This window comes from Aerococcus loyolae, assembly GCF_002871915.2.
Lineage (GTDB): Bacteria > Bacillota > Bacilli > Lactobacillales > Aerococcaceae > Aerococcus > Aerococcus loyolae.
This window is the reverse complement of the sequence record NZ_CP126958.1, coordinates 1,454,984-1,476,030: the sequence shown is the minus strand read 5'-3', so window position 1 is coordinate 1,476,030 and position 21,047 is coordinate 1,454,984. Positions and strand designations below refer to the sequence as shown.

Annotated in this window: 18 protein-coding genes; 11 read left to right on the top strand and 7 right to left on the bottom strand. The window is 43.1% G+C overall.

Annotated features, from left to right (window positions below; translation table 11 throughout):
• Positions 1 to 172 precede the first annotated feature (172 nt).
• Positions 173 to 646, bottom strand: coding sequence for a nuclear transport factor 2 family protein (locus CJ190_RS06640; protein ID WP_064292953.1), 474 nt, complete (start codon positions 644 to 646; stop codon positions 173 to 175).
• A gap of 223 nt (positions 647 to 869) precedes the next feature.
• Between CJ190_RS06640 and CJ190_RS06635 the strand changes: the two genes are divergently transcribed.
• Entirely contained in the window at positions 870 to 1,637 is a 768-nt protein-coding gene (locus CJ190_RS06635) for a DUF4931 domain-containing protein (protein WP_064292952.1), read from the top strand.
• Positions 1,638 to 1,691: 54 nt separating this feature from the next.
• Here CJ190_RS06635 and CJ190_RS06630 read toward each other — a convergent pair whose 3' ends face one another.
• Together CJ190_RS06630 and CJ190_RS06625 are read right to left on the bottom strand one after the other, a co-directional pair.
• A complete protein-coding gene (locus tag CJ190_RS06630) occupies positions 1,692 to 2,672 on the bottom strand; it encodes a LacI family DNA-binding transcriptional regulator (RefSeq protein ID WP_064292951.1) in 981 nt (326 codons plus the stop codon).
• 13 nt (positions 2,673 to 2,685) lie between these two features.
• The gene (locus tag CJ190_RS06625) at positions 2,686 to 4,179 is read right to left on the bottom strand and encodes a sucrose-6-phosphate hydrolase (RefSeq protein ID WP_064292950.1); all 1,494 of its coding nucleotides are present in this window, start codon (positions 4,177 to 4,179) and stop codon (positions 2,686 to 2,688) included.
• Positions 4,180 to 4,401: 222 nt separating this feature from the next.
• Here CJ190_RS06625 and CJ190_RS06620 point away from each other — a divergent pair, with 222 nt between their 5' ends.
• From CJ190_RS06620 to CJ190_RS06610, 3 genes are all read left to right on the top strand, one after another.
• On the top strand, positions 4,402 to 6,360 hold the full coding sequence (locus tag CJ190_RS06620) for a sucrose-specific PTS transporter subunit IIBC (RefSeq protein WP_064292949.1): 1,959 nt from the start codon (positions 4,402 to 4,404) through the stop codon (positions 6,358 to 6,360).
• Between the two features lie 237 nt (positions 6,361 to 6,597).
• The gene (locus CJ190_RS06615; protein WP_064292948.1) at positions 6,598 to 7,341 is read left to right on the top strand and encodes a hypothetical protein; all 744 of its coding nucleotides are present in this window, start codon (positions 6,598 to 6,600) and stop codon (positions 7,339 to 7,341) included.
• A gap of 35 nt (positions 7,342 to 7,376) precedes the next feature.
• On the top strand, positions 7,377 to 8,336 hold the full coding sequence (locus CJ190_RS06610; protein WP_064292947.1) for a 2-hydroxyacid dehydrogenase: 960 nt from the start codon (positions 7,377 to 7,379) through the stop codon (positions 8,334 to 8,336).
• 294 nt (positions 8,337 to 8,630) lie between these two features.
• Here CJ190_RS06610 and CJ190_RS06605 read toward each other — a convergent pair whose 3' ends face one another.
• On the bottom strand, positions 8,631 to 9,212 hold the full coding sequence (locus CJ190_RS06605; RefSeq protein ID WP_064292946.1) for a xanthine phosphoribosyltransferase: 582 nt from the start codon (positions 9,210 to 9,212) through the stop codon (positions 8,631 to 8,633).
• Between the two features lie 189 nt (positions 9,213 to 9,401).
• Here CJ190_RS06605 and trmL point away from each other — a divergent pair, with 189 nt between their 5' ends.
• The 7 genes from trmL (at position 9,402) to CJ190_RS06570 (ending at position 18,871) form a co-directional block, all read left to right on the top strand.
• The gene (trmL, locus tag CJ190_RS06600; protein ID WP_064292945.1) at positions 9,402 to 9,935 is read left to right on the top strand and encodes a tRNA (uridine(34)/cytosine(34)/5-carboxymethylaminomethyluridine(34)-2'-O)-methyltransferase TrmL; all 534 of its coding nucleotides are present in this window, start codon (positions 9,402 to 9,404) and stop codon (positions 9,933 to 9,935) included.
• A 95-nt stretch (positions 9,936 to 10,030) separates the two neighbouring features.
• On the top strand, positions 10,031 to 12,112 hold the full coding sequence (locus CJ190_RS06595) for a transglycosylase domain-containing protein (protein ID WP_101562077.1): 2,082 nt from the start codon (positions 10,031 to 10,033) through the stop codon (positions 12,110 to 12,112).
• Between the two features lie 99 nt (positions 12,113 to 12,211).
• Positions 12,212 to 12,598, top strand: a complete 387-nt coding sequence (locus tag CJ190_RS06590) for a YlbF family regulator (protein ID WP_013669338.1) — start codon at positions 12,212 to 12,214, stop codon at positions 12,596 to 12,598.
• Positions 12,599 to 12,772: 174 nt separating this feature from the next.
• Positions 12,773 to 14,017, top strand: a complete 1,245-nt coding sequence (locus CJ190_RS06585; RefSeq protein ID WP_064292943.1) for a metallophosphoesterase family protein — start codon at positions 12,773 to 12,775, stop codon at positions 14,015 to 14,017.
• Positions 14,018 to 14,041: 24 nt separating this feature from the next.
• Positions 14,042 to 16,813, top strand: a complete 2,772-nt coding sequence (locus CJ190_RS06580) for an ATP-binding protein (RefSeq protein ID WP_064292942.1) — start codon at positions 14,042 to 14,044, stop codon at positions 16,811 to 16,813.
• A 20-nt stretch (positions 16,814 to 16,833) separates the two neighbouring features.
• Positions 16,834 to 17,799: a 3'-5' exoribonuclease YhaM family protein gene (locus CJ190_RS06575; RefSeq protein ID WP_064292941.1), complete on the top strand. Its 966-nt coding sequence runs from the start codon at positions 16,834 to 16,836 to the stop codon at positions 17,797 to 17,799.
• A 247-nt stretch (positions 17,800 to 18,046) separates the two neighbouring features.
• Positions 18,047 to 18,871: a glycosyltransferase family 8 protein gene (locus CJ190_RS06570; protein WP_064292940.1), complete on the top strand. Its 825-nt coding sequence runs from the start codon at positions 18,047 to 18,049 to the stop codon at positions 18,869 to 18,871.
• Positions 18,872 to 18,927: 56 nt separating this feature from the next.
• On the opposite strand, the gene CJ190_RS06565 is transcribed toward CJ190_RS06570, so the two are convergent.
• From CJ190_RS06565 to CJ190_RS06555, 3 genes are all read right to left on the bottom strand, one after another.
• Entirely contained in the window at positions 18,928 to 19,950 is a 1,023-nt protein-coding gene (locus CJ190_RS06565; RefSeq protein ID WP_070598419.1) for a peptidylprolyl isomerase, read from the bottom strand.
• Positions 19,951 to 20,085: 135 nt separating this feature from the next.
• Positions 20,086 to 20,472 carry a hypothetical protein gene (locus CJ190_RS06560; protein ID WP_064292938.1) on the bottom strand — a complete coding sequence of 129 codons (387 nt, stop codon included), beginning with the start codon at positions 20,470 to 20,472 and terminating at the stop codon, positions 20,086 to 20,088.
• A gap of 3 nt (positions 20,473 to 20,475) precedes the next feature.
• Positions 20,476 to 20,904 (bottom strand): HIT family protein, encoded by a 429-nt coding sequence (locus tag CJ190_RS06555; protein WP_064292937.1) that lies wholly within the window; start codon positions 20,902 to 20,904, stop codon positions 20,476 to 20,478.
• Positions 20,905 to 21,047: the final 143 nt, after the last annotated feature.

The following is a 21,047-nucleotide window of genomic DNA, read 5'->3' as shown; positions in this document are numbered from 1 at the left end:
ATACTCACTTGACTTAAAGCTCACTAGACAAAAGAAGCAGAACAAGACTGAAGATAATCAGATCTTGTTCTGCTTTTTTGTATACTTATAGATAAAAATTAGAATGAGCTTGGGTCAAAATTCTTACGCTTTTTTCATTGCTTCTGACCTTTGACGCGCTTGGAGCACTTTTTTAATCCAATAAATCGTCAAAGACAACTCGGTAACGGTAGACTTTACTGTTTTTAACTTTCCATTGCCCGTCGATCTTTTCGAAATAATCATCATAGTAGCCATAACCAATAAAGGCCGATACTCCGAGGTTAACTACCCTGTCTTCAAAGGGGAAGTAGGCGTGGGCCGTATTGTCTGAAGTGATTTCAATTTCAGGAATATGTCCCATGTGGGCGCTTTGTACATGCTCACCCATTAAGCGTTTAGCGTTTTTAATAATTTCTTCACACGAGGTTGAAGGAGTGGTTTTTTGGGGGATGAGTGGATGTTGGCCCTTGATGGGGTCATGGGCTACCAATGACGTATCAAAAGTGACATCGTCAGCAAATACTGTTCGAAGTAGGTCGAAATCTTTACTGTCAATTGCCCGCCAATACCGGGCCTTACATTGTTTAATTTCTTCGATAGCAGCTAATTGGTCGATTGTTTCCATAGTGAACCTCCGTATCCATGATTCTTTAGTTATTTAGAAATAAGTCTACACCCGCTTTTTATCTTTAACAATAGCTTAATTTTATTTTGATAAAAGTATAGTGAGTAAGAGAAGAATTGGTTTTCTAGAGTAATTTTTCCACTACGACTTAAGCTTTTCTTAGGCAATCCCTCAAAAATATGCGATAATGACAATGGATATTATAAAGGAGGCGGTTGTCATTATGGGAAAGCCATTGATTTTTCATAAGGAAATTGCAGCGCAAAAACCGGAAAACTATCGCAATGAGGGGGCTTATTGCCCCTTCTGTGATCGCGAGACGCTAACCAATATCTTCCGTGAAGAAGATGATAAGATTTGGCTTATGAATAAATACCGCACTCTGGATGATACAGTGCAAACCCTGGTGATTGAGTCCCAGGAGCATTGGGCCGATACTCCTACCTATAGTAAGGAAGAAAACCGCCAAGTTTTTCGTTTCACCTTTGATTGTTGGCTAGACATGATGAGAGACGACCAATTTGAGAGTGTCCTCTTATTTAAAAATTATGGACCACTTTCCGGCGGTTCTTTGCGCCACCCTCACTCACAGATTGTGGGGCTGAAGGATAAGGATGGCTATGAAGAAATTGATCTAGATGCCTTTAAGGGCTTAGAAGTCGGCAAAAAGGGGGATGTCACCGTTACCTTGTCTACCCAACCAATTATGGGAATGACTGAATTTAATGTCTCGATCGCTGATCTCGACCAGCTGGATGACTTTGCAGACGCGGTCCAAAGCATTGTGACCTATATTTTGACGGATGACTTTAGTTCACGGAGCGGGTCTTACAATCTCTTTTTCTATCCTTTAGGCGGGCGCTATTATTGTAAGGTTTTCCCGCGCTTCATTGCTAGCCCTTATTTTATCGGCTTTAAGATTGGTCAAGTTTCCTACCAGGGGCACTTAGAAAAGGTAGTTGCCGAGCTCCAAGACTACCTCCCTTTTTAGATAAATAAAAAATGAGCTTTTCCGAGTCCGGGGTAAAGCTCATTTTTTTATTTGCTAGCACGTTTTGCCTTGTAGGAAGGACACAGGTAGCTGGTAATTGCGGTTAAGATCGCTATATGGTTGTTTAATTTTCTTAATTAATAGGTCAGCGATCAGGTTGGCGTAATCTTGGATGGGTTGAACAATAGTGGACAGTTCAGGATGGTATTTTTGGATGAAACGACTACCATCGTAGCCAACCACTTTTAAATCTTGGGGGACCTGGAGTCCTAAGTCTTTGGCCGCATCTAAAGTGAGAAGGGCAGTGAGATCATCGGTACAAAAAATTCCATCCAGCTGGTCCTTTTTCAGGATACTCTGAATGTGTTGGGCGGCTATTTTAGGCGACCGCTGTTCTTGGAGCTGGTAAACATAGGGACTCAGCTTTTGGGCTTCGATGACAGAGAGATAACCTTCCAAACGTTGGTTGGTTGGTGAGGCAGATTTTTGACTACCGGTAAAGATTCCGATCCTGTTGGCTCCGCGGAGGGCCAGCATTTCTGTCGCCATTTGTCCCCCTTGGAAGTTATCGCTACCAACAATGGGAATTTCTTCGGAAAGATAGCGGTCAAAGGAGACGACTTGCTTTTGATAGTGATGATATTCTTCTATTCCCATATTATGAGCCCCAGCGACAATACCGTCCACCTGGTTAGCAGCCAGCATGCGCAAATAGTGGCGTTCTTTTTCCTTATTATTGGCTGAGTTACAGAGGATGGTGTAATAGCCCTCTTCAAAAAAACAGCTTTCCAAGGCTTCCACTAATTCCCCATAGAAGGGGTGGGCCACACTAGGAAAGATCAGACCAATTAATTGCGTTCCTTTACCTTGTAATGACCGCGCTAAGGCATTGGGCTGATAATTTAATTCCTCCATGGCTTGGCGGACTTTTTTGATGGTCTTCTCACTGAGATAGCCATAATTATTAATCACCCGGGAAACAGTCGTTGCTGACACCCCGGCTTTTTTAGCCACATCGGCTAGGGTAATCGCCATGACCAGCACTCCTTTACTTGTTAATAGTTTCTAGGGGGTAGATCTCTCCCCATAAACGACCACTTCCCTTTATTATAAGCTGACTTTGTCCCTTTTTGGGGAAAATTCTGCCGCTAAGGACTTTATAGCCGTCTTGGACAAAAATTTCGAAGGAAGAGGCATCGATAAAGATTTGCAACTGGAGCTCTTCTCCGCCTGTAAAGTGACTTTCCCGGACTTGGCCGTATTCAGGGTTGACGAGTTCGCCCTGGTCGGTCCGTGTTGCCTTGACTTTGCCTGCTGGGACATCCACCTCAATGTGAAGGGCGGCAGCTTCTTGATCATCACTCATGACCAGAAAGTTAAGTTTGGAGTCAGCGGCCAATGAACAGTTTATTTCGTAGGCATTGTCTTCGGGATCATAGGTCCAGGATTGACCTGATTCTAGCGTCTCCTTGATGGCGATAGGGGTTTGGCGCAGACTCTCCATTTCTTCGACCGGTCGTTGGTAGAGATGACCCTGGTCAAAGTGGAGTTCCTTGACAAGGCTTAAGACCGAGGTCCAGCCATAGTCAGCATCAGGATAAGCCAGGTCTGGTAAACCTAGCCAAGACACGGCTAAAGCCCGGCCGTCAGGCGCGTTAAAGGCCTGGGTGGCATAGACATCGAAGCCATCGTCAAGATGCTGCAAAGAACTAGGCTCATCTAGTGTCAAATTCTCCCAATCAATGGCCTCGGACGACAAATAAGTATTGGGGTAAATGTTTTGATACTTGAGTTCATCTTGGTCTAAACCTTGTGGGCAAAAGATTAGCAGGTCTTTCCCATCGACTTTCACATAATTGGGGCATTCCATCATATAGGCACTCTCTCCGCTAGTTAATTTTAAGGGACCGAGAAATTCCCAGTCCTTAAGATTGTCACTTTGGTAGACTAGAATCTGGCCTTTAAGGTCTTCCGACTGGGCACCCAGTATCATCAGATAGCCGTCTTGGTAGGGGAAGAGCTGGGGATCACGGAAATGATCGGTATAGCCTTCTTCCACCGCCTCAATGAGAGGTGGGTCGATTTTAGTGAATTGATAGTCCTTATCCATCCAGGCACCGACCTGGTAGGGATGACGTTGCCAGTCACTATCGCGGGCATTCCCGGTGTAGAAGAGGAAGAGCTGGTCATCCACGGGGAGGGCAGATCCTGAATAGACTCCGTGACTATCATAGAAAGAATCGGGTGCTAGGGCAAGACCATGGGGCTCCCAGTGGACCAGGTCTTTGGAGGAGAGGTGGTACCAGGACTTGAGCCCGTGAACCGGTCCCATAGGATAATATTGGTAAAAAAGCTGCCAGCGACCATTGTAATAGGAGAAACCATTGGGATCATTGAGTAAACCCGTTTCTGGTTGGATGTGGTAGTGTTGGCGCCAAGGGCTGTGGGCAACTTTTTCTTTTAGCTGATCCAGATAGTCATTCGACCAGTCTTCATAGGCTTGGTAGCGCAATTGCCGCGTCCATTTGGAATCTTGTGTCATGGATAAGCTTCCTTTCTTTATCATTGATCTAAAATCAAGTGCTTATTTTACAGTAAGTATAAGAAAAAGCCAGAATTATGTCAAACGCTTTCATAATTATAAGTACTTTGGACACTAGCAGAAAAACATTTTTAAAATTTATTCTGTTAAACGATTGACATAAATAGAAATACTGCTAAGATATTAAGTGTAAAAGCGTTTTCACCTGAAAGGAGACCGATCATGAATCACAAACAAGTTGCTCAAGATATTGCAGACGCACTTGGTAAGGATAACCTCCTTGCTGCTGCTCACTGTGCAACCCGCTTACGCTTAGTTTTAAAAGATAGTCAAGCTGTTGACCAAGAAGCGATTGATAATAACGAAGGGGTCAAAGGGACCTTTGAAGTGAACGGTCAGTACCAAATCATCATTGGAACTGGCGATGTAGATAAGGTTTATAAGGAACTCACTGCAATCACTGGCGTCCAAGAAGCCTCAACCGAAGACATTAAAGCTGTGGCTCAATCCCAAGAAAAAAGTAATCCCTTCATGCAGTTGACCAAACTTTTATCGGATATCTTTGTACCAATCTTGCCGGCCTTAGTCGCAGGGGGCTTGCTTCTCGCCTTAAATAACCTTTTAACTTCACCTTTTGGAGGTGTGGCACTTGTCGAACGATCAGCTGTTATTGCTGACCTTTCTGGTATGCTAGGGGTTATTGCGGGAGCACCCTTTACTTTCTTACCAGTTCTTCTGGGGTTCTCAGCGACCAAGCGTTTTGGTGGCAATCCTTTTCTAGGAGCAGCCATTGGGATGGCCATGGTGATGCCGTCCTTAGTGAGTGGTTATGAGGTTGCCACAGTAACCGCGGCTGGAGAAATGCCTTATTGGGACATTTTTGGCTTTAAAATTGCTCAGGCAGGTTACCAAGGCCAAGTCCTGCCTGTCTTAGCAGTCGCTTGGATTTTGGCCCGTTTAGAGAACTTCTTCCACGACCATATCCATCCGGCTTTTGACTTTACCTTTACTCCCATGTTGGCCATCATTATCACTGGTTTTCTAACCTTTGCCATTGTGGGACCAGTGATGCGGAATGTATCAGACGCCTTAACCTATGGCTTGACCTGGCTGTATGAAGCGACTGGGGCCTTAGGGATGGGGATATTAGGGCTCTTCTATTCACCAATCGTGATTACAGGCCTCCATCAAAGTTTCCCTGCCGTTGAAACCACCTTAATTGCTAACCAAGCCACAACAGGAGGCTCCTTTATCTTCCCAGTGGCATCTATGGCGAATATCGCTCAAGGGGCTGCCTGTTTAGCGGTGATGGTGATTACCCATAATGAAAAACAAAAAGGAGTTGCTTCCTCAGCTTCAGTGTCAGCCTTACTCGGGATTACTGAACCAGCGATTTTTGGGATTAACCTTAAATTACGTTATCCTTTCTACTGTGCCATGATTGCTTCTGGGATCGCCTCAGCTTGTTTAGGCTTCTTCCATGTACTGGCAGTCTCCTTAGGCTCAGCCGGTTTCCTTGGCATTATTTCTATTGATTCGAATTCTTGGATCCCTTTTTTAGTCGGAGTTGCTATTAGTTTTATCTCAGCTTTCTTGCTAACCTTCTTCTATGGAAAATACTCCAATAAAGAAGCCGAAAAATCAGAAGCAGCAGCCCTCCAAGCTGAAGAAGCTGCGGCAAGTAAGTCTAGTCAGGCTGATCGCTCAGGTATTGAAGCTGACCTAGTTTTACCTGCAGTCGCTAGTGGCCAAGTCAAAGCCTTAAAAGCAGTGGATGACCCTGTCTTTTCTCAAGAAATGATGGGCAAGGGGATTGCCATTCTTCCAAGCGATGGTAAGGTCTATTCACCCCTAGATGGAACCTTGACAGTGGCCTATGACACCAAGCATGCTTACGGTTTAACGGGGGATAATGGAGTGGAAGTCCTGATTCATATTGGTATTGATACCGTGAACTTACAGGGTCAGTATTTTACTTCCCAAGTCAGCCAAGGTCAAGCGGTCAAACGCGGCGACCTCCTAGGAACTTTTGATATTGAAGGTATTAAGTCTGCTGGCTATGACCCCACAGTGATGGAAATCATTACCAATACTGGAGATTACCAAGCCATCACCGCTGTAAGAGAAAGTGGAACGACTTTAGCCAATGAAGACCTCCTAGCGATCTCTAAATCCTCTTAATTATATTTTGTCTCCCCATGAGGTTGGCTAACATTAGCCGCCTCTTTTTTTGTAGAGAGTGCGACAGTCATACAAAAGGGGGAAAACGCTGTAACATATTTTGATGAACGCATGAGTCTATTTGCAATGAAGTTAGAATCATCTGACAACTGAATGAACAAGGAAATTATTTTGACGAAAGCTTGAGTAATCGTTAAAATATGGCTGTAAAAGAAAAAGATGAAATGAGAGGTAGCCATGAAAGAACAAGGCAAAAAGAAAGTTATCAAAAAAGTCAGTTCCGCTTTAAGAAAAGATATTATTATGGTGCCAGAAGTGATTGAAGAGGCGCCCGGTATTCAAATCTTTGGTCGTACCATTAAATCCTTACTATTTTCTACCGATGTCGCGACTATTACTTACTCGAATGCTGACGCCATCCTAGCGGTCTATCCTTTTACGCCTCATCCCAGCATTATTTCTGCGATCTTACAAGTCGCTTCCCAACCAGTTTTTGCTGGCGTGGGTGGGGGCAAGACTCAGGGGATGCGGAGTGTTGAAATTGCCTTGCTTTCAGAAGCAGAAGGAGCTCTAGGCGTGGTATGTAATGCCCCTATGCCAATCGAAACTATCCAAGCCATAGAGGACCGGATCGATTCCCCAATTATTTCTACCGTGATTTCAGAATATGACTTGCTTTCCAAGTTAAATAGTGGGGTAGATATTCTCAATGTTGCCAATGGCCGGCACACCGTGGAATTAGTTAAACGGGTCCGTGATCAATTTCCTGATATCCCTATTATTGCTACCGGTGGAAAATCCGAAGAAAATATTAAAAAGGTCATTGAGGCCGGGGCCGATGCGATTTCTTGGACCCCACCAACTAATGCTGAACTTTTCCAGGAAGTGATGGATAATTACCGGGATAGGTCGGAAGAGCGTTTCATGTCCAACCATGATGGCCTCACCCTAGACGCTTATGAGGATAAGTATAATTTATAAGAAAGTATTTGCTGAATGAAGAGAGGAGTCTTTTGATGAAAATCGTTAGTGTCCAACCTTTAAATGTAGCAAAAGAATTAATTGATGAATTGGCCCAGCCCTTAATTGAGGCAGGACATGACTTTGTATATTATGAGGAGAAGACTACTGATCCCGAAGAGATGGCTAAGCGGACAGAAGGGGCGGAAATCCTGATTATTGATTCTACCCCTTTCCCTGAGGAAGTAGCCTCCAAATTAGAGGATACTCAATTAGTGGATGTCGCATTTACCGGAGTTGACCATGTGGCCATGGATGTTCTCAAAGAAAAAGGCATTATGGTTAACAATGCCTCCGGTTACGCCAACCAAGCCGTGGCTGAATTATCGCTTGGTCTAACTTTAGCGCTCTACCGTCATCTCCAAGCCAATGACCAAGAAACCCGAAAAGGCAGCCAATTAAGTCAAGTATTCCAAGGTAGGGAAATTGCTGGCAAAACGGTTGGGATTATCGGAACCGGCTCGATCGGTTTAGCGACAGCTGCTCTCTTTAAGGCTTTTGGGGCTAATTTGATCGCCTATAGCCGTAGCGAAAAAGAAGAAGCTAAAGCTTTAGGAATTGAATACCATAGTCTAGAAGAAGTGATGGCTGAAAGTGATATTATTTCCATTCATCTGCCTAATAACCCCCAAACCAAAGGCATGATTTCTAAAGAAATGATTGGGAAAATGAAATCATCGGCAGTCTTAATTAACGTGGCCCGGGGCCCAATTGTGGATAATGAAGCTCTAGCCCAAGCCCTTAATGATGAGAAGATTGCTGGGGCAGGGATCGATGTCTTTGATAGTGAACCGCCATTGGCAGATGATTACCCACTTCTCCATGCCAAGAATATTCAACTAACACCCCATGTGGGCTATTTAACCGATGAAGCCATGGTAAAATTAGCTAGAATCGCTTTTGATAATATTTATCATTACCTCAAGGATGATCCGCAAAATATCGTGTCCGAATAGCAGGCGCAATTACTAGCTTTGAAAAAGTGAATACAAAAAAAGAGAGACAGGAATTTTTTCTCCTGTCTCTTTTCTTTAATAAAAGTTGAGATAAGCGCCTTTTGATGTGGCTACTTCACCCTCTAAACGTGTTCCGGGTGCAGATCGACCTCCACTTCACTAAAGTGCAAGAAATTCTCTTCGAGAATTTTTGCTCTTTAGTTCCAGTTGCTATAGCTGTTCGAAGCGTCAGCGAGTTACAGATATAGTATGCATAGCTCTATCGATCTTTGGCGCACCCGTCACACTTTTTTCTTAGTGCCCTTCGGCGAATTCGACTTTACCGTTGGATAGAGAGGCGATCCGCACTTCTGAATAGAGGTCAACGCCGGCATCGAGGATGCGTTGACGACCATCTTGGAAGGATTTTTCAATACAGATCCCTACACCCACTACTTCAGCTTGGGCTTGGTTAACAATATCAATGAGTCCCATAGCAGCTTCACCATTGGCTAAGAAATCATCGATAATCAGAACCTTATCGTCTGGACCTAAGTATTGCTTACTGATAATCACAAAACTATCGGTATCCTTGGTGTAGCTATGTACGTTACTCCCATACACGGCTTGGTCTTTGAGGGTAGATGGTTGTTGTTTCTTAGCGAAAACCATAGGAACCCCTAATTTTTCGGCGATGATAATCGATGGTGCGATTCCAGAAGCTTCGACGGTAACAATTTTAGTAATTTCGCGACCTTGATAGTGAGCAATGATTTTATCAGCAATATCACTGATGACACTAGGATCAATTTGGTGGTTGAGGAATGAATCAACCTTCAATACGTTGTTCGGAAACACTTTACCATCTTCAAGAATCCGTTGCTTTAAGTTTGCCACTCTTTTTCCTCCTTTGGTATTTTGAGCAATAATTAGAATAAGTTATCCCTATTCTACCCTTTATCGGGATAAAATGCGAACATTTTTTGAACATTAAGCGATTTTTTCCTGTTTCTAAGTCTTAGTTTCGTAATCATCCAGCTAGGGGTATAATAGATAGGATGAGAATATTGTGAAGAGGAGATTTTAATGACAAACCATATTGTATTATTTGAACCAGAAATTCCAGCCAATACCGGAAATATTGCTCGTACCTGTGCGGCAACTGATACCCACCTGCACTTAATCGAACCCTTGGGTTTTCAAACGGATGATAAGCACTTAAAGCGGGCGGGTCTCGACTATTGGGATGCCCTAGACATTACCTACCATGACGATTTGAAGGCCTTTATGGACTATCTGGATGGACGACCTCTATATTTGATCAGTAAATTTGCTACCAAGAATTATACCGATATTGACTACATGGCCCATAAAGAGCGGGGCGAAGATATCTTCCTCATGTTTGGTAAGGAAACTACGGGTCTACCGGAAGCCTTTATGCATGAGCATGAAGACCAATGCCTGCGTCTGCCTATGGATGATACCCATGTCCGCTGCCTTAATTTATCCAATTGTGCAGCGATTTGTATTTATGAAGTACTTCGTCAACAGGCCTTTAATGACTTAGAACTCACCCATAGCTATGAACATGATAAGTTAGCAAATTTAAAAAAAGATTAAATGATAAATAAGAAAATTTAAATATCGCTTCAAGGATAAATATTAATGAAGAAACTGTAGTAAGATGAATTGAATACTTGAAAGGGGGCAACGATATGAATGAGGGAGAACAGCAAGAAAGTTCGTGGTTTGACAAGGTCAAAGCCTTTCTGAGTCACTACTGGAAGAAATTTCGTCTAACTAAGTGGCTAATCTTTCTTGTCCTCTTGATCATCTTTATTTTCGAATCTTATTTAGTGGTTGGGGCAAAGATGACGAATGTCGATGACTTACAAGCCCGTCTCCAAATGACTACTGAGATTTATGACCAATCTGACCAAGCCGTTGGGGAAATGGCTGACGGACGCGGAACTTATGTGTCCTTAAATCAGATTTCACCTAATATTCAAAATGCTGTCATATCCACTGAAGATAAGCGCTTTTACCAACATCCTGGCTTTGATATTATCGGGATCGGTCGGGCTATGGTGGGCTATGTGGTTCACCGCGGAAATGTGGTTGGTGGGGGCTCCACTCTGACCCAACAATTAGTGAAGAATTCCTTCTTAACTAATGAGCAGAGCCTGCTGAGAAAGTTTAAAGAACTCTTTATTGCCTTAGAAGTAGAGAAGAAATACTCAAAGGATCAAATCCTAGAAATGTACCTCAACCATACCTATTTTGGTAATGGGGTCTATGGGGTAGAAGATGCATCCTTAAAATACTTTGGTACCCATGCCGCTGACCTTAATTTACCTAATGCAGCAGTTCTGGCCGGAGCTTTGAAGGGGCCCAGCCTCTATAATCCGATTGATAATTATGAAGAAGCTCAAGGACGCCGTAATTTGGTGCTTTCTCTGATGAGTAATAATGACTTTATCAGTGAAACTGAGGCCCAAAATGCCCAAGCTACAGTTATGCCTCAAATGAACAATCCGGTGGCTAGTGACCAATCCAAGTACCCTTATTATTTCGACAGCGTCTTAGAAGAAGCGATCAATAAGTTTGGCTTGACCGAGGAAGAGGTTATGAACGGTGGTTATAAGATTTATACCAATCTTAACCCCACCTACCAAAGTCAGTTAGAGGCAGCTTATGAGAATAAGCAACTCTTCCCAACTAATAATAATGGTCAGGCTTCGCAAAGTGCGACCGTTGCTCTAGACCCCTATAATGGCGGTGTCTTAGCCAGTGTTGGTGGCGTGGGCGATTATCACTTCCGGGGCTTTAACCGGTCTACCCAAATGAAGCGGCAACCGGGTTCGACACTCAAACCTTTAAATGTTTATGTTCCAGCCTTAGAACACGGTTTTTCTAAGAATGACCAAGTCCCTGATGAAGTCCGCTCTTACGGGAGTGACAACTACAGGCCTGAAAACTGGAACCACCAATCGAATGGTGACTTGCCGCTCTGGGAAGCCTTGGCCCTAAGTAAAAACACCTCAGCAGTTTGGTTGATGGACCAAGTGGGGGTCAATACAGCCATGAAGAAACTCGATGCTTTCGGAATTCCCTATACGGATAAGGACCTCTCCTTAGCTAGTGCCTTAGGGGGCTTGACGGAAGGGGTTTCACCTATCCAGCTAGCCAGTGCCTATACAGCCTTTCCTAATAATGGGAAACGTTCTGAGTCCTACTTTATTCGAAAAATTGTCGGACCTAATGGTGAAGAAGTGGTTAAGGAACAAAGTCCTAAGCAAAATACGGTCATGTCTCAAGGTGTTGCTAAGGAAATGACCAGTATGATGCTAGCGGTTTATGATGGAAACTATACCGGCTCTCAAGCTGAACCAGCGGGTTACCAAGTAGCTGGGAAGACGGGGACAGTTGAATTGACTTTGGATGATCCCAATGCAGCGGGCTATAACGATGAATGGTTTGTCGCCTATACCCCTGATGTGGTAGTGACTTCCTGGTTTGGTTTTGATCAGACCTCTTCGGAAAATTATATTTCTGCCTACTCTGGAGTCAATTCCCACTCTAGTTTCAATACCATCCTCCAAGGAATCCTTGCTAATAGTCCTGGAACTGCTTTTTCCGTCGAATCAGCGGCTAAGCAATATGGTAATCGCTTTGAATATAATAACGGAGAAGAGGCTAGTCAATCACCTCACTCCAATTCAGACAATGAAGACGTAATCAACCGAATTATTGATGGTGGGCGAAACCTCTTCGATTATTTCAGAGGTTTACTTTAGGCTTACCATTCAGGCACTGAATTGGCTTGGATAGTAAAATACTTTAAAAACAATCCTATCCATGGTATATTGAAAAAAACATATAAGGGAGAGATTAATTTGGCAAATATTTACGATACCATTAACCAATTAGAACGTGATATTCGCGAATTAGACGCTTATGACGCCTTAAGTGAGGCGATGGATAAGCTTCTTAATGATGACGAAGCACGTGAACTCTATATTAATTTTAGAAACTACCAAACCAGCGTCCAAACTAAGATGCAATTAGGCCAAGAGTTAAGTGAAGAAGATGTTAAGAAAGCTGAAGACATGCAAAAAACCTTGGCTAACAATGCAGTCTTAAGTGAGTTAATGCAAAAAGAACAACAACTCAACCAATACGTTGAAGATGTTAACCAAGCGGTTGGTCGTCCTATTCGTGAGATCTATGACCGTGCTAACCAAGCAACCAAACTCAGTTCAGAAGATAAGGATGGCGAATAATTAAGCCTCTAGTCACCTCAAATCTTTGAGGTGGCTATTTTTTTATTTTGAAAATATTTTCTGGTGAGCAATTGCTGAGGTCCTATCGCCTTGAATTCACCGATAAATCTTGCGACAAAGCCCGTTAAATTATGATAAACTAGGGAAGTATCAATAAGGAAAGGGTGCGATGACTTGTTACGCTTTGTTCATGCGGCTGACCTGCATCTAGGTCAAACAATGAAAAAAATAAAAAAACAAAACCATAAAGTGTACCAAGCCTTAAGGCAAGCGACCATTGACTCCTACAATCGTTTGATCGACATTGCCATCAATGAGGAGGTTGACTGTGTCTTATTAGCAGGAGACCTCTATGATAGTCCTGAGGGGACCTTGGCAGAACAGTTTGCCCTCGTTAAGGGCTTGGAGCGCTTGGACCAGGCAGGCATCGCCTCTTTTATCTTGTTTGGCAATCATGACTATAAGAGCCAAAAAGAAAAACACCTGGCTTTGCCAGCCTCTACCCGAGTCTTCCCTCGGCAGGTAACTACCCTAGAGTTTACTAGCGCTAGGGGTGACCAGGTGGCTATTACCGGCTTTTCTTACCCCAAACGCTGGTTAAGGGAAGATTATAGCCAATATTTTCCTAAGCGTTATAATCATGTTGACTACCATATTGGCATGTTTCATGGCCAGGAAAGACAGGGAAATAGCCAACAAGACCACTATGCGCCTTTTCAAAAAAGTCATTTACAACAATTAGCTTATGACTACTGGGCCTTGGGGCATATTCATGCAGCCCAACAATTATCCGGGCATACACCTATCGTCTATCCCGGAAATATCCAAGGAACCCATTTCAAAGAAACTGGCCCTAAAGGTGGGGTCCTCGTCTCGCTTGAACAGGGAAGGGATCCAATCATTGAAAGCATCGAAACGACTGATTGGCAATTTAAAGTCCACCAAGCGATTGCGCCCCCAATTCAAGGGGTCAGTGATTTGCAAGCACTTTTCCAAAAAGCATACCAAGCTGAGGTGGACCAGGCAAGAGCAGAGGGCTTACATTATGTCTTGCGCCTCCACTATCGCCTGGACGGCTCCGATGGCGATAGCTTGGCTTTCTGGGAGGACTATGCCAAGGACTTATTCGATCAATTACAGTGGCAGACCCAAGACCAGGATGATGTTTTTTTGGCTGACTTGCGCTTTGAAGTCAAAGGAGCCAAAAGTTTGGACCAGGCCAGTTTATATGAGCAGGCCTTGATGGAGACACTCGACCATTATCAGGATCCAACAGCCTTTGACCAGGCATTAAATGAACTATTAGATCATCCGCTTTGGCAGCGCCACTTGCAACCGGCCATCTCACTAAGCCAGTTTCAAGAAGACGTCTTAGCCGCAACTAGAAATAAAATTTTACTCTCTCTCTATCAAAAATAAGTAAGCACGGAGGAATCATAACAAATGAAACTACAAGCAATCGACATCTTTGGCTATGGGAAATTTGTCCACCGCCAATTTCAATTGACGGATGATTTTAATGTTTTCCTAGGTCCAAACGGGTCGGGAAAATCCACTTTGATGAGCTTCGTTTTAAGTATCATGTTTGGCTTTCCCAACCAACGCCGTAAGGGAAGCCGTGATTTCGATACCAATGACCAAGTTCGTTTCGGGGGGCGTCTATATTTTAAGGATACCCAATGGGGCGATTGTGCCATTGAACGTACCCGAGCTAATGGTAAGCAAGTCTTAAAAATGTCTGTTGCCGGTCAAGAGGCCCAAGAAGTCGATAATTTTAAACAATTATTTGGTGACCTGACCAGGGACACTTATTTAGCCTATTTTGGCTTTACTGAACCTGATTTAATGCAATTTATCTGGGAATCGGAAGAAGATTTTGCCCGTAGTTTAGTCAACTTAGGTGTGACCGGTAAGCTCTCTCTCAGCCAGGAAGTCGACCAATTACAAGCTGATGCTGATAGCCTCTACCGGCCCCAAGGACAAAATCCTAAGCTTAACCAAGAAATGGTTGCATTAGAAAGACAAGACCAAGACTTGGCGGCTGCTCGTCAAGAGGAAGACGCCTATTTTGACTTGGACCAAGAATTGTCAGAAAAAAAGGCGGCCTTGGCAGAAGTTCAAAGTGCTGAACAAAGTGCCCGGCAAAGCTTAATGGACTTGGAAAAGGCTGACCAACAGAGTGCCTCTGATGAAGAACGGGTGGCACTGGGCTTTGAACTCGCCCAATATGATGGACCACGTTTTTCAGACCAGGATGTTGACCAATGGCAAAACATTGTGAGCACCAAAGACCGCTTAGTTGAAGAATATCAAGAGCTCAACCCTGAAGGCTTTGTGATCATGGATTCTGTAGAAGCAAAGGCAGAGCCCGAAGAAGAACTGAATGCCGGAGGACAATGGATCAGTGACCATCTCGGCATTTCTGAGCAAATGTTGGCTGAGGCCCGGGCCTACCGGGAACAAATCCGGCAAAATGAGAATCTCCATGATCAAATTGTCGAGAAACGTTACCAAGAAAGCCGTTTACTTTCAGCCTTAGGAGCTGAAAACATTGATGAATTGCCACGTGATTTCACCGACGAAGAGCGCGAAGAATGGCAAAAACGCCAAAAAGCTATTGATAGCCGCCGGGTCTTCTACAAAAATACCAAAGCCGGCCTAGAAAACCTGATGGAAGACCGGGAAAGTCTTGGTCAAGAACGTCAAGAGATTTCCAGCAACTATGATGACTTCAAAGCCACTGTTTATAAATATACCCAGTCCTGGATTCGTCCGATTGGGATGACCTTATTAGCTGTTGGTTTAATATGTTATGCGATTTCACTCTTCCACACTAGTCCTTTCTGGCGGGGAGCAGGGATGCCTGCTTTAATACTTGGTTTAATCTTTGTCTTAATTGCTTGGTTCCAAGAACGCAAAGGTAAACACTATGTTAATGAAGAAGAGAAGGCCTACCAATTAGACTTACGTGATATTGACAGTGAAACGGCTGAAATCCAACGCCAAATCGATAATCAAAACCAACAAATTGCAGAACTAGAGGAAGAATCCAAGCAATTTACCAAGGATTTAGAGGCCTTCTTACAAGCTAAGGGCGGTTCCGCTTACATCATGCCCTTGGTTTGGCTACAAACCGACTATGTGAAACAAATTGAAGACTTGGAAGGGGAAATTAACCAACTGATCCATCAAAGTGGGGCAGGCGCTTTTGGTCAAGCCCACCAAGCGGAATGGTCAGATTACCGCCAAGCAAGCAATAATCAGGCCTTGTCACTGGATTCCTTATTCCAACAGTTTGAGGATGACTACCACAATTACCGACTTTATGCGGCTAATCTTGATTATGAAGACCAAGAACAAAAAGCCAAGCAAGCCCGTCTCAGCCAGTTAGCTGACCATATTGACCAACTTGAAAAAACTGAGGAGAACTTCTTAAAACAATACAACTTAACCGACCGTGCAGACCTAGAAAAAGCCTTGACTGCCTATGGTCAATTTAAGGATAAAGAAGCTCGTTACCAACTCTTAAACCAATATCTGGATAAAAAGGCTTCAGCTTTAAATGAAGATGAAGCCGAAGTTAGCGAACAAATTAAGGCCACAAAAGATCAAATCAATAGCTATGAAGGGCAAAGACAAGTCCTCCTTGCTGATATCGCGCGGATTGAAAATCAATTGAAGCAAATGAAAAACAGCCAAGCCTTACAAGCTATGGAACAAGACAAGCAAGAACAAGTTGATCAATCTTATGACACCGCAGTCGCTTGGGCTAGCGATACATTGGCAGCTAAGACGATGGAGGAAGCGACTCTGGGACAAGGCCAAGATACTGTCCAACGAGTTCTTGCCCAAGCTAATCGCTATCTCTTCGATTTAACTAATACTAAATTTGAAAAGATGCGCTACACTGATGAAAGTGTCGAAGTCTATCAACCGATGCGAGACCAATGGACCAGTGTTAACCAATTATCCCGCGGGGAGAAGGCTCTCTTGTTTGTGGCTATGCGCTTCGCCTTCTTAGACGCCCAACTCGGCCACCAAGACTTGCCGATTCTGATTGACGAAGGTTTTGCTCATTTAGACCAAGAATACCGGCAAAATATTTATCGATTCTTGAAAGAAAAGAGTCTATCCCGTCAAATTATTGTCTTTACCTTTGACCAAGAAATTACCCAAGGCTTACATTCCGACCAAGTTCATCACTTAGAAGCATAGAAAGGAAGCCAACTTAATTTATGGATAAGCGCTTAATTTATGAAATTCCTCAAAATGAAAAATTTGATCTCTACATTTTGATAAAAAATGCTAATGTACGTACTGACCGCAATGGGCGCGACTTCATTGCATTTACCTTCCAAGATAAGTCAGGGACTATTGATGGCATGTATTGGAGTGCTATGGAAGATGAAGTGGAGGCCTTTCAAAGTGGTCGGGTGGTCCGCTTAAAGGGGCACCGGGAATTATATAATGGCCAACCCCAAGTGAAGATTTCGGGCTTGCGTCTAGCCCATGATGGCGAACCCAATGACCCGAGTTTGTTTATTGCTGACGGTCCCATGAAGGTAGAAGATATGAAGGCTGAAATTGAAGCGGGGATCAAAAGCATTATGCATCCGGTACTCAAGAAAATTGTGGGCAGCATCATGACTGAATACGATGATATTTTCTACCAATATCCAGCTGCTAAACGCCACCACCATGCCTTTGTTGGTGGATTAGCCTTCCACACCGTTTCCATGTTACGCCTGGCTCAAGCAATTGCTAAACTATACCCTAATGTGGATAAAAGCTTGCTTTATGCCGGGGTTATCCTCCATGATGCCGCTAAGGTGATTGAATTTGTGGATCCTTTAAGTGGAGATTATTCTATTGAGGGGAATCTTATTGGTCATATCTCTCTAATGGGGCAAAAAATTTCCCTCACCGCAGAACAGTTAGGCTACCGTCAAGATGAAGAAGCAGTGGTCTTACTTAAACATATGATTCTTGCCCACCACGGGAAGAATGAATTTGGTAGTCCGGTAACCCCACGTCTATTGGAGGCTGAAATCCTTCACCGGGTGGATGATTTAGATGCCAAGATTAACATGATGACCAGTCACTTACAGGATGTTGAGCCTGGTGAATATACACCAAAAATTATGGGCTTAGAAGGACGTTCTTTCTACCATCCGAGTGATGACTATTATCAAAATATTTAATGAGAATTAAAAAAGGGGATCGGGACCATTGTTCCGACCTCCTTTTTTAACATATGGACTTTCTAATCAAAACGTGCTCTGGGTGCAGCCCGATCTTTACGTCTCTAAAGTGTTATTGATCTTTGGTGCGCCCGTAGCACTCTCTTTTTTTGTTGAGAATTTATTAAGCTTTAACTTCCTGGACTTTATTTCATCTGGACATGGTAAAGTAAGTCTAATGTTACTTTTTTAGTCAAGGAGCTATGGAATGAACTTATTATTTGCCGTTGATGACCACTATGTGGAGCCCATGCTAACCACGCTTTACTCCATCTATAAAAATACAGCCAAGCGTGACTACCAAGTCTATATCTTGCAAAAACAGTCCCTGGCAGCCCACGACAAAATTGATCGTTTTTTACAAGCCATGGGGATGACCTACCACCCGGTTCTTATTGATCCAGATATTTTTCAAGAGGCACCGGTTTCTAAGCGCTATCCAGAGACTATCTACTACCGCTTGCTAGCCCACTATTTCTTGCCCGATCAGTTAGAGAAGATCCTATACTTGGATGCGGATATCCTTTGTATCAATGACCTCGTGCCCCTATATGAAACTGACTTAGGAGATGATTTATATGGAGCGGCTAGTCACGCCAAGTTGACTAAGATTACTGACCAGATCAATAAATTGCGCTTAGGAAATAGCCAGGCTGACCACTATTATAATTCTGGAGTTTTATTGATGAACCTTAAGGCGATCCGGCAAAAGGTGAAGGCGGATGATATTTTTAGCTTTATCCGGGAAAACCGCCTTCAATTAATTCTCCCTGACCAGGATGTTCTCAATGCCTTGTACAGCCAGTTTATCTTTGACTTGCCTGACCAAGTTTACAACTATGATGTCCGTTATAGTAAACTTTATGAGTTGATTAGTGAAGGGAAGTGGACCCCCAAGTGGGTAGTTGAACACGGCGCTCTCTTGCACTTTTGTGGCAAGAAAAAGCCTTGGCAAAGTAAGCACTTGGATAACTTTGGTCTGCTTTATGCTCACTATGACCATAAGCGGAAATTATTTGGCAATTTCAAATAAAGTGAAAAGAGCATGTTCCGAGGAGATTCCTTGGAACATGCTCTTTTACTTATAGACTACTTTTTATCAGACTCTGACTGACTTTGGCTGTTTTCTTGTCCTTTTTGGTCATCTTTATTTTCTTCTTTTTTGTCTTGATCTTTTGATTTTTCTTTGGAATCTTTATCTGCTTTTTTGTCCTCTTCTTTTGGTTTGAATTGGTCGAGAGCAGATTTTAGGTCGGAGTCCTTAATGTCAATGTTGTATTTCTTCAAGAGATCACTGGTGACTTGGAGAAGGGTAGAAGGATCTTGCATTTTCTTATTCTTCACTTGTTCAGCCAGCTTATCTTTTTCATCTTCAAAGCTACCTTTTTGACCCTTTTTATCTAATTTAATGATGTGGTAGCCATACTGTGATTTGACCGGTTCCTTGGTGTATTCCCCTTCGTTTAGTTTGAAAGCGGCGTCTTCAAATTCTTTGACCATTTGTCCTTTTTCAACTTGGCCTAAAGATCCTCCTTTTTCTTTGCTGCCTGGGTCTTTACTGTGTTCTTTAGCTAATGCACTAAAGTCGCCACCTTGGTCTAATTGTTTGATGATATCTTTGGCTTCGTTTTCATCTTCTACTAAGATATGAGAAATTTCTGCAGCAGGTTCATAGTCTTCGTAGGCTTTTTTTAATTCTTCGTCAGAAACTGGGATATTTTTCTTGAGGGCCTCTTGGGTGAGGGTGTATTGGATTAGTGATTCTTTGTAGGCTTCTTCAGAAGGCACACCGGAACTTTTGAGGACATTTTGGAATTTGTCATTATCGCCAACTTGAGCCTTAGTTGCCGCAATTTGTTGGTCAGTTTCTTGTTCGATTTCTTTATAGCGGTCTTTACCCACTTCTTGTTTAGAGATTTCAGAAAGGATGAGTTGGCGAAGGGTTTGATCGCCAGCAACTTTCTTCATTTGGTCATTCAGTTGACCTTGGGTAATTTTAATATCATCACCGGTCGCCACAGCGCTATCATTGCTTTGACTTTGGCAAGCCGCTAGGGTGAAGGCACATAGACTGGATACTAGGCCTAGGGTGAATTTTTTCTTAAATTTCATAAATCAAACTCCTAATCATTTCATTCAATATACTCTAAAAATATAGCACAGCTCTTATTCTAACTCAATCCTAATGAAAAGAAGTCTAAGAACCTTCAAAGATTCTTAAACTTCTTTTCTCTTACTATCCTAGTACTATTCGTCTTCCTTATTAGCCGTTTCATCGCTATCTGCGGACCCATTTAAAAGGGCGGAATTATCCACATCGGCTTGTAATTGGGCGACTTGTTCTTGGATACGATTCATTTGAGGCACGGCTGTGCGTTGGAAGTCGCGGATAGCTAGTTGGATGTCATCCCGGGCTGAGCCTAGGGTTTGCATGCCTTGGTTGGCTAAATCGCTAATGGCCACTTGGGTTTCAGCTAAGGAGCCCGTGAGGTCGGTGGCTGCGCCTGATAAACGTTTACTATAATCTTTTAGAATGCGGCGGTTGGTTTCGCCAGAATGGGGCGTTTTCAAGAGGGCATAAGAACCTGCAAGGAGGGCGCCCAAGCCCAAACCTTTTAAAAATGCTTTTAACATCGACTACACCTCAATATTTTCGTTAATGGTTTTAGCAATTTCGGCTAAGTCTTCATCACTATAATTGTCACCATTATTGGTGAATTTGACAGCAAAACCTTCCTCTTTTTGGTAGCGAGGAATGATGTGAATGTGAGAATGGAAGACCGATTGATAGGCAATTTCACCGTTGTTATTTAAGATGTTAATTCCTTGCACGTCTGGGTAGGCCTTCTTAATGGCTTCGACAATAATAGGAATCCGTCTAAAAATCGCTCCCGCATCCTTGACATCGTAGTCAAAGATATCTTTTAGGTGTTTTTTAGGAACGAGTAAGGTGTGCCCCTTAGTAACTTGAGAATTATCTAAGAAAGCAGTGACTACTTCGTCTTCATAGACTAGATTAGTGGGAATTTCCCGGTTTGCAATTTTACAGAAAATGCAATCTTCCATGATATATCGTCCTCTCTAATTGACTTATTCATTTAGCTTAAGTTTATCACAAGCCTAGGTAAGTCACAATTTTTCTACGGGGATTTTTTCGGCCGCCCCTGATCGAAAAAAATCTGGATATTTGCTAAACTAGGTGTAAAATG